Raw genomic sequence first — 12683 nt, 5'->3', positions numbered from 1 at the left:
GTGTACGGGTCCTGGAACACCATCTGGATGTTGCGGCGGACCGCCTTCAGGGCACGCCCCGAAAGCTTGGTGATGTCCTGGCCCTTGTAGAAGACCTCGCCGGCCGTGGCGCGCTCCAGGGTCATCAGGAGCTTGGCGACCGTGGACTTGCCACAGCCGGACTCACCCACGATGCCCAGCGTCTCGCCCTGGTAGAGGTCGAAGGAGATGCCGTCGACGGCCTTGACCGCGCCGATCTGCTTCTTGATCAGGATGCCCTGGGTCAGCGGGAAGTGCTTCACCAGGTTGCGCACCTGAAGGATCGGCTCGCCGCGCTCCACCGGCGCCTCGATGGCCGCGACGGCCTCCTCGGCGGTGGCCGCGTCGACCGTTTCCACGTCGGAGACGTTCGGCGTGGCGTCGGCAGGCTCGTCCGTCTTCGAGAGCTTCGAAGCCTTCGTCGGCTCAGCCATGGATCGTCTCCTTCCAGAAGTGGCACGCGCTGCCGCGGCCCGGCAGCTCCGCGCCGTCCTGCTCGCTCACCGGCACCAGGGCCGGGATGTCCGTACGGCAGATGTCCTGCGCCATGGGGCAGCGCGGGTTGAAGGCACAGCCGGACGGGATGTGGAGCAGGTTGGGCGGCAGTCCCTTGATCGCGTAGAGCTCCTGGCCCTTCTGGTCGAGCCGGGGAATCGACTCGAGCAGACCGCGCGTGTACGGGTGCGCGGGACGCTTGTAGAGCTCGTGGACCGGAGCCGTCTCGACGATCCGGCCCGCGTACATCACCGCGATCTTGTCCGCGACGTCGGCGACCACGCCGAGGTCGTGGGTGATCAGGATCAGGCCCATGTTGTACTCGCGCTGAAGATCGGCCAGCAGGTCCATGACCTGCGCCTGGACCGTCACGTCGAGAGCCGTGGTGGGCTCGTCGGCGATGATCAGGTCCGGCTCCAGGGCGAGCGCCATCGCGATCATGATGCGCTGGCGCATACCGCCGGAGAACTGGTGCGGGTAGTCGTTCACCCGCTCCTTGGCGGCCGGGATCTTCACCCGCTCCATGAGCTCGACGGCCTTGGCCTTGGCCTGCTTGCGGCTGAGTCCGTCGTGCACCCGGAACATCTCGCCGAGCTGGTAGCCCACCGAGAGCACGGGGTTGAGCGACGAGAGCGCGTCCTGGAAGATCATGGCGATCTTGCGGCCGCGGATCTTCCTGCGCTCCTCGGCGGACATCTTGAGCATGTCCTGGCCGCGGAAGAGGATCTCGCCCTGCGGGATCTTGCCGGGCGGCATGTCGAGGATGCCCATGATGGCCTGCGCCGTCACGGACTTGCCGGAGCCGGACTCACCGAGGACGGCGAGCGTCTCGCCTGCGTCCACGCTGTAGTTGACGCCGTTGACCGCCTTGGCCACGCCCTCACGGGTGTGGAACTCGACGTGCAGGTCCTTGACGTCGAGCAGCCTGCCGCCCTTTTCCTCGCCCGAGCGGGGGGCGGGAACCGAGTCTTCCTTGATGTCGATGCTGGTCATGTACGCCTCCCTCAGCGCAGCTTCGGGTCGAGGGCTTCGCGTACGGCGTCACCCATCATGATGAACGCCAGCACCGTGATACTCAGCATTCCTGCCGGGAAGAACAGCGTGTGCGGGTTGTTCCGGATGTCCTGCGTCGCGTCGGAGATGTCGCCGCCCCAGGAGATGGCGCCGTCACCGAGGCCGAGACCCAGGTACGACAGCGTCGACTCGGCGACGATGTACGTGCCGAGCGAGATGGTCGCCACGACGATCACCGGAGCCAGCGCGTTCGGCAGGATGTGGCGGAAGAGGATCCGCTTCGTCCCGGCACCGAGCGCACGCGCCGCCACCACGTAGTCGGCGTGCTTGGTGGTGATCACCGCGCCGCGCATCACGCGGGCGATCTGCGTCCAGCCCAGGAAGGCGAGCGCGCCCATGACGACCCAGACGGTGCGGTCGGTGAAGGCGTTCAGGACGACCATGGCGCCGAGCAGGAACGGGATGCCGAAGAACACGTCGGTGAGCCGGGAGATGAGGCTGTCCCAGAACCCGCCGAAGTAGCCCGCGAGCATGCCGCACAGTCCGCCGAAGAGGGTGACCAGGATGGTCACGCCGACGCCGACGAGGATCGAGTTGCGCGCGCCGTGCACGACCCGGGAGTAGATGCTGCGCCCGACCCTGTCGTACCCGAACCAGTCCGCCTGGAAGAAGTGGGTGAGCTCGGGCTTGCCCAGGAAGTGGTTGACCTGGTCGCCGGAGTCCGGGTTCGCGTCGGTGAACAGGCCGGGGAAGGCCGCCACCACGAGCAGGATCACGATCAGGAACGCGGATATGACGAAGAGCGGATTGCGCCGCAGTTCGCGCCACGCGTCGTTCCAGAGGCTGCGCGGCTTGCCCGGCGCGGGACCCGCGGCGATCGCGTCGACGGGTGCGTCCGGCGTCACGGTCTGCTCGTCCGTGGACTCGGACGCCGCCGTGGTCTTGGTGAGGTCAGGCATAACGGATCCTCGGGTCCAGGACCGCGTATAGCAGGTCGACGATCAGGCTGGCTGCGAGGTACACGAGCACCAGGACGGTGACCACACCGACGATGACCGCGCCCTCACGGCGGGCGAGAGCCTGGAAGAGGAGGTTGCCGACGCCCGTCACGTTGAAGATGCCCTCGGTGATGACCGCGCCGCCCATCAGGGTGCCGACGTCCGTACCGAGGTAAGTGACCACGGGGATCAGGGAGTTGCGCAGCAGGTGCCGGGTGATGATGCGCTGGCGCGGCAGGCCCTTGGCCACGGCCGTGCGCATGTAGTCCGCCTGCCGGTTCTCGGCGATCGACGTACGGGTCAGTCTCGCCACGTAGGCGAGGCCGACCATGCCGAGCACGATCGCGGGGACCATCAGCTGGCCCATGTTCTCGGAGTCCTGGACCGTGGGTGTGATCCACCCCAGCTCATTGCCGAAGAACAGCTGGCACAGCAGACCGACCACGAAGATCGGAACGGAGATCACCAGAAGCGTGAAGAGCGTGACCGTGTTGTCCACGAAGCGGCCGCGCTTGATGCCCGCGAGCACGCCGAGCGTGATGCCGACGATGAGCTCGAACGTCCAAGCCATGGAGGCCAGTCGCATCGAGACCGGGAACGCCTGGGTGATCTCGTCCAGGACGGGCCGGTTGCCGGCGATCGTCTTGCCGAAGTCGCCCTGCAGCAGACCGCCCATGTAGTGCAGGTACTGCTGCCAGAGGGGCAGATCCAGACCGCGGTCGTGGCGAATCTGCGCCACCTGCGCCGGGTCCGGCGGCTTGTCGCCCCACAGCGCCCGTACCGGGTCGCCGGGGAGCACGTTGACCATGATGAAGATCAACAGGGTTGTCCCGATGAAGACCGGGATCATCTGGAGCAGTCGCCGCGCGACATATCGCCCCATTGGTGCCTCCGTCCAATCCGGAGCCGCCCGAAGCGACGCCCGGGATCGCCGGGCGTCGCTTCGGGGAGATGGCTCCGACGCCTACTTCTCGAAGACCTCGATGTCGGTGAGGACGGGGTCTCCGGCCTGGTCGAACTTGACGTCCTTCACGTTCTTGGAGTACGCGGAGAGCGTCTTGTTGTACCAGAGCGGGATGCCCGGGAACGTCTCTGCCAACCGCTTCTCGGCCTGCTGGTAGAGCGTCGCGGACTCGTCGATGGTCTTGGCCGCATCGGCCTTCTTGGTCAGCTCGTCGAACTTCTTGTCCGAGTAGCCGCCCTTGTTGCCGTCGACGCCCGTGCCGTAGAGGTCGGCGAGGAAGTTGCCGTTGAACGGGTAGTCGAGCACCCAGCCCGACCGGTACATCGCCTTGACCTGCTTCTTGTCCCGCACCTCGGTGTCGGCCTGGAAGTCGGTCTTCGGGTCGCCGGTGCACTTCACGCCGGTCGACTTGGTGATGCTGTTGCACACCGCCGTGACCCAGCCCTTGTGCGGCTGGTCGGCGTTGTACTGGATGGTGATCGCGTTGCCGGGAACGCCGCCGCCGTCCTTGACGAACTGCTTGGCCTTCTTCGGGTTGAACTTGCAGAACTCACCACAGGCGCCGGCCTTGTAGCCCTTGACGCCCTTGGCGACCCAGCCCGTGGCCGACTCACGCGTACCGGCGAAGGTGGTCTTCGCGATGGTGTCGCGGTCGATGGCCATCGACAGGCCCTGGATGACCTTGACGTCGACGTCCTTGAACGCCTTGCTGTAGAACGCCGGGTTGACCGTGTTGATCGCCGAGAAGTCCTGCTCGATGGCGCGGTCGCCGAAGTCCTGCTTGAAGTTCGCGAGCTCGCTGTCCGGGATCAGCGGCATCGTGTCGACGTTGTCCGAGCGCAGGTCGTTGTACGCGGCCTGCGGCGTCGTGTACGCCTTGAAGTTGATGCCGCCGTTCTTCGGCTTGTTGGCACCCTTGTAGCCGGACCACGCGGTCACCTGGACCGACTTCTTGTGGTCCCAGCTCTTGAACTTGTAGGGGCCGTTGCCGACCGGCGCCTCGCCGTACTTCTTCGGGTCCTTCAGCGCTGCCGAGGGCATCGGGTAGAAGGGCGCGTAGACGAGCTTGTACGCGTAGTACGGGATACCCGTGTTCAGCGTGATGGTGAAGGTGTTGTCGTCGACGACCTTCAGGCCCGACATCTCCTTCGACTTGGCCTTGCCCTTTTCGGGGTGGACCTTGTCGTAACCGACGATGTCGCGGTACCAGCCACTGTTCTGCTGGCCGTTGGCCGGGTCGGCCGCCCAGTTCCAGGCGTCGACGTACGACTTGGCGGTGACAGCCTCACCGTTGTGGAACTTCCAGCCCGACTTCAGCTTGACGGTCCACACCTTGTTCGCCTTGTCGGGGGTGACCGACTCGGCGTTCTCGTAGGTGATGTTGCCCTGCTTGTCGTAGTGGACCAGGCCCGTGAAGAGCGAGTCGATGACGACGCTGCCGTACGCCTCCATGGTGTTGGAAGGCTGCAGGGCGTTCTGCGGCTCACCATTGGCGTAGCTGACGATCCCCTTCGGGTCGACCTTGCCACTGCCGCCGCTGCTGTCGTCGCCGCCACCACAGGCCGTTGCCGTCAGCGCCACGACACCCGCTATCGCGACCCACTTGGCGCTCTTGGCACCACGCATGGGGTTCCTCCTCATGAGTCCACTTGTTCACTACAAGAGGGGGTACGTGAATCCGCGCCGACACCCCTGACGGCGCGTAGATCGAAGTACCCCAGTGTGCTCGTGAGTCGGCGCTCCCCACAGCGCGTGACCCATTGACCCGAGCTATACGCGGTCAACTATTAGCCATGAGGTACCGCCCGACCACACTCTTTTGGTCTCGGTTCAATCACACCTGGTGCGTACAACTTCCAAAATCCGGACAAACCGATCCGAGATAGATGGTTGCGAAACGGACGTGTTACACATCTAACGGTCAACGCCGTCCGCATTCCGGACAGATGGTCCGGGAAAACCGGTTGCGGCTGACCGCGCCGGAGGCGACTGCCGGCGTCTTCGGGGGCGGCTCTGTGGACGCGCGTAGATGCGCGGAGAGTCGCGACGACGGGAAACCGTCGACCCCCGGGGCCCGGGCCAGCGTAGTGCCCCTGAGGGCCCTTCAAGGGGGTAAAACCCGCAGACGCACGAAAGCCGGCCCCCGCCACTTCCCGGAGGAAGGGCGGAAACCGGCCTCGTATGCCGAATTCGCCGGGCGTCAGCCGTGCTTGGCGCGCGAGGCGCTGCGGCCGCGCTGCTTCTGGTCCAGGACGACCTTGCGGATACGCACGGTCTCCGGGGTCACCTCGATGCACTCGTCGTCGCGGCAGAACTCCAGGGACTGCTCCAGGGAGAGCTTGCGGGCGGGCACGACGTTCTCGGTCGTGTCCGCGGAAGCCGCACGCATGTTGGTGAGCTTCTTCTCCTTGGTGATGTTCACGTCCATGTCGTCGGCGCGCGAGTTCTCGCCGACGATCATGCCCTCGTACACCTCGGTGCCGGCCTCGGTGAAGATGACACCGCGCTCCTGGAGGTTGACCATCGCGAACGGCGTGACCGAACCCGAGCGGTCCGCGACGAGCGAGCCGTTGTGACGGGTGCGCAGGTCGCCGAACCACGGCTCGTGACCCTCGAAGATCGAGTGCGCGATGCCGGTACCGCGGGTCTGGGTCAGGAACTCCGTACGGAAGCCGATGAGACCACGCGACGGAACGATCCACTCCATGCGGATCCAGCCGGAGCCGTGGTTGGTCATCGTCTCCATGCGGCCCTTGCGGGTCGCCATCAGCTGCGTGATGGCGCCGAGGTGCTCCTCGGGGGAGTCGATCGTCATGCGCTCGATCGGCTCGTACGTCTTGCCGTCGATCTGCTTGGTGACGACCTCGGGCTTGCCGACGGTCAGCTCGAAGCCCTCGCGGCGCATCTGCTCGACCAGGATGGCGAGCGCGAGCTCACCGCGGCCCTGGACCTCCCAGGCGTCGGGACGCTCGGTGTCCAGGACACGGAGCGAGACGTTACCGATGAGCTCCTTGTCCAGACGGTCCTTCACCTGGCGGGCGGTGACCTTGTGGCCCTTGCCGCCCTTGCCGACGAGCGGCGAGGTGTTGGTGCCGATGGTCATGGAGATCGCGGGCTCGTCGACCGTGATCAGCGGGAGCGCGACCGGGTTCTCGGGGTCGGCGAGGGTCTCGCCGATCATGATGTCCGCGATACCGGCGATGGCACAGATGTCACCGGGGCCCGCCTTCTCGGCGGGCTTGCGGGTGAGCGCCTCGGTCATCATCAGCTCGGTGATGCGGACGTTGGCCATCGTGCCGTCACGCTTGATCCACGCGACGGTCTGGCCCTTCTTCAGCTCGCCCTGCTCGACACGGCACAGCGCGATACGGCCGAGGAAGTTGTCGGCGTCGAGGTTCGTGACGTGGGCCTGGAGGGGCGCGTCCTCGTCGTACTCCGGAGCCGGGACGGTGTCCAGGATCGTGGAGAAGAACGGCTCCAGGTTGTCGCTGTCCGCCGGGACGGTGCCGTCCTCCGGCTTGGTCAGCGAGGCGACGCCGTCACGGGCGCAGGCATAGACGATCGGGAACTCGATCTGGTCCTCGTCCGCGTCCAGGTCCAGGAACAGGTCGTACGTCTCGTCGACGACCTCGGCGATGCGCGAGTCGGGACGGTCCGTCTTGTTGATGCACAGGATGACCGGCATCTTCGCGGCCAGCGCCTTGCGCAGGACGAAGCGGGTCTGGGGCAGCGGGCCCTCGGACGCGTCCACGAGCAGGACGACCGCGTCCACCATCGACAGGCCGCGCTCGACCTCGCCACCGAAGTCGGCGTGGCCGGGGGTGTCGATGATGTTGATCGTGATGACGTCGCCGCCATCCTTGGGGTGGTACTTGACGGCCGTGTTCTTGGCCAGGATCGTGATGCCCTTCTCACGCTCCAGGTCGTTCGAGTCCATCATGCGGTCGTCGAGCGACTCGGCTGCGTGCGCGGCGAAGGAGCCGGCCTGCTTGAGCATGGCGTCGACCAGGGTGGTCTTGCCGTGGTCGACGTGGGCGACGATGGCAACATTACGAATGTCATGGCGCGTGGGCATACGAGCTGCGCTTCTCCCGGGAAGAGTGGACGGCGGCGCGTACGGTCCGGTACGCGTGCCCTGCCGGGCAGACAACACGCCACGGCCTCACCCCAGTCTACGGCCCTTACGCGGAGGTGACCTCCGCGGGGGCCTCGCGGGCGGCCTGACCAGGGGTTTTGCGGTTCTTCCGAGGGGTGGACCGGGGGTGTGGGCGGAGATGCCGGGCAGGGGCGGGCGCAGAAAAGTACGCACGGGTCAATGGGTGGGAACGACCTTGCCCGCCGGGGGCGCCGGCGGGCAAGGGAGTTGAGCTGGATCTGAGTGTGACCTACGCCGTGTGACCTGCGGCGGAGCTACTTCGCGGGCTTGGCCGCGGGCTTCTCGCCCGGCTTCAGGAAGCCCATGTCCTCGTAGTTCGGGGCCTGGAATCCGAACGCGCCCGCGTTCGCGAGGTTCGAGCGGGCCGCCGTCAGCTGGGGTCGCTGATAGAGGGGAATGGACCCGGCCTCGGCCCAGATGCGGGCGTCCGCCTTCTTGACCAGGGCCCGGCTCTCGTCCTCGTCCAGCTCCCCCATCGCCTGATCGAACAACTGGTCGATGTGGTCCGTGCCGACCCGCGTGTAGTTCTGCTCGACGTTCAGCGAGCCGTCCGCGGCCGGGATCGGCTTGGCGAAGATCGGACGCGCATCCGTGGCCGGGAAGGCCGTCGCGGGCCAGGAGTAGAGGGCGAGGTCGTACTGACCGGACGCGATGTGGTCCTTGAAGTAGCTGTCGTCGGCGACCTTCGACGTCTCCGTGCTGATCCCGATCTTCTCCAGCATCCGCGAAATCCGGTCGGCCACGGTCCGCAGCGACTCCGAGCCCTCCCCGGAGGGCAGGACGAAGCGCAGGGTGAGGGGCTTGCCGTCCTTGGCCATGGGGCCGCCCGCCGCCGCGGGGTCACCGGCGGGGGCCGCGGTGCCCTTGGGGGCGTATGCGCCGGGCGCGCCGCCCTTGGCCTCGTCCTGCTTCTTCGCGTGCTTTTCCGCGTGCTTGCCCGAATGCTTCTCGGCGCGCTGCTTGGCGTGCTCGCCGGGGTCCTTCTTCTTCTCCTTGTCCGCCTCGCGGTGAGCCGTGAGCGACGCGGCCTGGCGGGTCAGCGCCGCCTGCTGGTAGGCGGCGGCCGGAGCGGGCGCGAGCACCGAGGTGCCGCTGTCGCCCGGCTTCTGGTCGTCCTCGCCGACGATGTACGTGCCGTCGTCGCCCGAGTCCTCGCCGGAGTCCCCGGAGTCGTCCGAGCCGCTGGAGTCGCTGGACCCGGAGCCGCTGGAGCCGGAGTCCGACTTCGACTTCTTGGCGTCCGCCTCCGACCCGGCCGTCTTGCCCTTCGGCTCCTTCAGCGGACCGCCCGGCGTCCACCCCGCGTCGGCGAGCAGCGCCCGCGCCTCGGCGGTGTCCTGGTCGCCCAGGGCCCCGCTGTTGTCCGCGTACGCCTGCTGACCGGCCAGGGCCAGGTGGCTGCCGACCGGCTTGGCGGGCAGGCCGAGCGGCGAGAGCACCGCCTTGGCGAGTTCGTCGCGGTCCAGGGCGCGGGCCACCGCGCGCCGTACCCGGTCGTCGGCGAGCGGGCCCTCGGTGCCGTTGAGGGCGAGCTGGGTGTAGGCCGGTTCGAGGGACTTGCGCACGGTGTAGCTCCGCAGGCCCGTCTGCTCGGTCGCGTACTTCTTGATCGCCCGGTGGCTCTTGGCGCGGGCCTGCTGCTCGGTGTCGGCCGCCTCCTCGTCGGAGCCGTTGGCGATCGCCCAGGAGCGCAGCGCCTTGGCGGGCGTCAGCCGCGCCTCGGGGCCGTGGCTCAGCGGGCCCTGCGCCCCCTGGTCGCGGGCCGCGTTCGCGATGCGCCGCGCCTCGGGGGCGTCGATCTCGGCGAGGTCGATCTTCCCCGCCGCGAGCGCCGCGGCCCGCGTACTGCGCGGCACCTCACGCAGGACGAGCTTGGACAGCTTGGCGGGCCTGCCCCACCAGCGCGGGTTGCGGGTCAGCGTGACCTCTTCCGCCTTGCTGTCGAACTCCTGTACGGCGAAGGGGCCCGCGCTCACCTTGAGCTTGCGCCGCGCACCGTCGTTGAAGGCGTCGGGCGTGCCCATGACCTCCTTCGGGTACAGCGGCGAGAAGAGGGAGCGCCAGTCCGCGTACGGCTTGTTGAAGGTGACGCGCACCTCCAGGTTGTTCTCGCCCCGCTCGATCTTCTCGATGCGGTCGTACCCCGCGTTGCGCGCCGTCCAGTACGCGCTGTCCTTGCCGGACAGGGCGCGCTGCTGCGCCGCGAAGTCATCGGCGCCGACCTCACGGCCGTCGCTCCACACCGCCTGCTGGTTGAGCTTGTAGAGCACGACCTGCTTGGGCTCGCGCTCGACGACCTCCGCGGACTCCAGGAAGTCGGCGTTCCGCTGCGGCCTGCCCATCGCGTCAAGACGGAACATCGAGGGAAGCACCGCGCCCGCGATGCGCGAGGTGCCCGCGTCGGCGTCCGACTGGAACGAGTTGAGGGTCTCCGGCATCGCGTCGACGGCCCAGTTCATGGTCCCGCCGTCGGCGACGCGGTCGCGGGCCGCGGGCGCGACGTCCTGACCGGCCGTCGGGGTGCCCGCCTCGTCCTGAGAGCTGCAGGCGGCGAGGGCGGGCAGAGCCAGCACGCCCGTGGCGAGGAACACGGCAGATCTCAGTCTGGCGCGGTCTGGGGTCATGGCGGGTACCTCCGGGGCTCGCCCGGCCGCCCGCTACCAGGACCGGGGCCGGGTTTGATCACGTTTGGCGGTATATGGAGCTGATCACATCTATCGATCCACTGAAGGGGACGGGACCCGGCCCGCGGGAGCGACACGGCGCGGGGGCGGCGGATGCCACTCGTGCGGCCCAACCCGACCCCGCCCGGCGTGACCGAGCGTGACGACCGCCTCTGCTCGCGCCCCGAAGCGCGGTCGGAGCCACGGCGTACACCCCGGCGCGTTTCGGCCAGTGCGAGCCGGGAATCCCGGCAGATCCCTTCACAAGCCGGGATGTGACGCGCGACACTCGCAGGCGCATGAACGTTGCCGCCGCACCCCTGAAGTGAGGGCAAGTCATGGCTCTGCAGGATGATCTGACGGCTGTTCAGCGCTGCGTCGACGATCTGGTCCGCACCGTCGGCAAGCTGGAGCAGCAGGTCGGCGAGGGTTCCGGGGGCGGTCTGGCGGGGCTCGACGTCCGCCGTGTCCGCACGGACGCCGACCATCTGCGCGAGAGCGTCGCGCTCCTTCGCGCCACGGCCTCCGGTCAGGGCGGCGCCCCGCAGAAGCGGCCCGACCTGGTCACCATCCCCGATACGCCGTACGACAGCTCTCTGTGGACGGACTCGGACGACGAGGGCCTGGGCGCGCGCGACCGGCGTGCCCCCTGAGACACCCCCGCCCTGAGCACTGCCGTCCCCGACCTCAGGACTAAGGAGTCGAGCCTCGTTGGCCACTGGCACGGAACCTCATCTGAAAAGCGGTCAGGATTCCGGCGGCGTGAGAGCGGCGACGCGCGCCGCGATCGGCGCTGCCCATCTGCGGACCGACCGCTGGTGGCTCGCGCCCGCCGCGACCGCCGCCGGGCTCTTCGCCTTCGTCGTCTACTCGACGTGGCGGGCCTTCGCGAACGCGGACTACTACGCGGCGCCCTACGTATCGCCGTTCTACTCGCCGTGCCTCGCCGAGAACTGCGAGCCGATGCGGTCGGGACCCAACTGGGAGATCTTCGGCAGCTGGTGGGGCCTGTCCCCCGCCCTGCTGATCCTGATCTTCCCTCTCGGCTTCCGGCTGACCTGCTACTACTACCGCAAGGCCTACTACCGGGGCTTCTGGGCCTCGCCGCCCGCCTGCGCGGTGGCCGAGCCGCACAAGAAGTACTCCGGAGAGACCCGCTTCCCGCTGATCCTGCAGAACATCCACCGCTACTTCTTCTACGCGGCGGTTCCGGTGGCGTGCATCCTCACGTACGACACCGTGCTCTCGTTCCGTGACGAGCACTACGAGTGGGGCCACATGGGCCTTGGCACCCTCGTCTTCCTGGTCAACATCACGCTGATCTGGGCCTACACACTCTCCTGTCACTCCTGCCGGCACATCGTCGGCGGCAAGCTCAAGCACTTCTCCAAGCACCCCGTGCGGTACCGCATGTGGCAGTGGGTCGGAAAGCTCAACGCACGGCACATGCTGCTCGCCTGGGCCTCCTTGGTGAGCGTGGCGCTCGCCGACTTCTACGTGTATCTGATCGCGTCCGGCGTCTTCGACGATCCGAGGTTGTTCTGATGTCTCAAGTGGAGCGGCAGCAGTGGGATGTTGTCGTGGTGGGAGCCGGCGGCGCGGGCCTGCGGGCAGCGATCGAGGCACGTGAGCAAGGCGCGCGTACCGCCGTGATCTGCAAGTCCCTGTTCGGCAAGGCCCATACGGTGATGGCCGAGGGCGGCATCGCGGCCTCCATGGGCAACGTGAACTCCGGCGACAACTGGCAGGTCCACTTCCGCGACACCCTGCGCGGCGGCAAGTTCCTCAACCAGTGGCGGATGGCCGAGCTGCACGCGCGCGAGGCACCCGACCGCGTCTGGGAGCTGGAGACCTGGGGCGCCCTGTTCGACCGCACGGCCGACGGACGGATCTCGCAGCGCAACTTCGGAGGGCACGAATACCCCCGCCTCGCGCACGTCGGCGACCGGACCGGCCTCGAACTGATACGCACGCTCCAGCAGAAAATCGTCTCCCTCCAGCAGGAGGACGAACGCGAATTCGGCGACTACGAAGCACGCCTGAAGGTCTTCCAGGAGTGCACGGTCACCCGCGTCCTGAAGGACGGCGAGCGGGTGAGCGGCACGTTCTGCTACGACCGTGAGTCCGGCCGCTTCTTCGTGCTCGAAGCCCCGAGCGTCGTCCTGGCGACCGGTGGCATCGGCAAGTCCTTCAAGGTGACGTCGAACTCGTGGGAGTACACGGGCGACGGCCACGCGCTCGCGCTGCTCGCCGGAGCGCCGCTCCTGAACATGGAGTTCGTGCAGTTCCACCCCACGGGGATGGTCTGGCCGCCTTCGGTGAAGGGCATCCTGGTCACCGAGTCGGTGCGCGGCGACGGCGGGGTACTGCGCAAC

At 67.7% G+C, this 12683-nt stretch carries 10 protein-coding genes; 3 read left to right on the top strand and 7 right to left on the bottom strand.

Annotated features, from left to right (window positions below):
- The 7 genes from ACQKIP_RS25765 to ACQKIP_RS25735 all read right to left on the bottom strand — a co-directional run.
- On the bottom strand, window positions 1–452 hold a 452-nt coding region (locus ACQKIP_RS25765; protein ID WP_427744199.1), incomplete at its 3' end, for an ATP-binding cassette domain-containing protein.
- Window positions 445–1506, bottom strand: a complete 1062-nt coding sequence (locus ACQKIP_RS25760; RefSeq protein WP_365861841.1) for an ABC transporter ATP-binding protein — start codon at window positions 1504–1506, stop codon at window positions 445–447. The genes ACQKIP_RS25765 and ACQKIP_RS25760, both read right to left, overlap by 8 nt.
- An 11-nt stretch (window positions 1507–1517) precedes the next feature.
- Window positions 1518–2486 (bottom strand): ABC transporter permease, encoded by a 969-nt coding sequence (locus ACQKIP_RS25755; RefSeq protein ID WP_365861839.1) that lies wholly within the window; start codon window positions 2484–2486, stop codon window positions 1518–1520.
- Window positions 2479–3408, bottom strand: coding sequence for an ABC transporter permease (locus tag ACQKIP_RS25750; protein ID WP_266870514.1), 930 nt, complete (start codon window positions 3406–3408; stop codon window positions 2479–2481). The genes ACQKIP_RS25755 and ACQKIP_RS25750 overlap by 8 nt, the downstream gene beginning before the upstream one ends.
- Before the next feature lie 81 nt (window positions 3409–3489).
- The gene (locus ACQKIP_RS25745; protein ID WP_365861836.1) at window positions 3490–5115 is read right to left on the bottom strand and encodes a peptide ABC transporter substrate-binding protein; all 1626 of its coding nucleotides are present in this window, start codon (window positions 5113–5115) and stop codon (window positions 3490–3492) included.
- Window positions 5116–5689: 574 nt separating this feature from the next.
- Window positions 5690–7564 (bottom strand): translational GTPase TypA, encoded by a 1875-nt coding sequence (gene typA / locus ACQKIP_RS25740; RefSeq protein ID WP_361181781.1) that lies wholly within the window; start codon window positions 7562–7564, stop codon window positions 5690–5692.
- Between the two features lie 335 nt (window positions 7565–7899).
- Window positions 7900–10269 carry an ABC transporter family substrate-binding protein gene (locus ACQKIP_RS25735; protein WP_365861835.1) on the bottom strand — a complete coding sequence of 790 codons (2370 nt, stop codon included), beginning with the start codon at window positions 10267–10269 and terminating at the stop codon, window positions 7900–7902.
- A gap of 377 nt (window positions 10270–10646) precedes the next feature.
- On the opposite strand from ACQKIP_RS25735, the gene ACQKIP_RS25730 reads away from it, so the two are divergent.
- The 3 genes from ACQKIP_RS25730 to ACQKIP_RS25720 all read left to right on the top strand — a co-directional run.
- Complete coding sequence (locus ACQKIP_RS25730; protein WP_365861833.1) at window positions 10647–10961, top strand: hypothetical protein; 315 nt, start codon at window positions 10647–10649, stop codon at window positions 10959–10961.
- A 58-nt stretch (window positions 10962–11019) separates the two neighbouring features.
- Complete coding sequence (locus tag ACQKIP_RS25725; RefSeq protein WP_361386212.1) at window positions 11020–11853, top strand: hypothetical protein; 834 nt, start codon at window positions 11020–11022, stop codon at window positions 11851–11853.
- A partial coding sequence (locus ACQKIP_RS25720; protein ID WP_427744193.1) for an FAD-binding protein occupies window positions 11853–12683 on the top strand: 831 nt, incomplete at its 3' end. The genes ACQKIP_RS25725 and ACQKIP_RS25720, both read left to right, overlap by 1 nt.

It is taken from the genome of Streptomyces sp. NPDC059900 (genome assembly GCF_050270335.1).
Taxonomy (GTDB): Bacteria; Actinomycetota; Actinomycetes; order Streptomycetales; family Streptomycetaceae; genus Streptomyces.
This window is presented reverse-complemented; position numbering and strand designations above follow the sequence as displayed.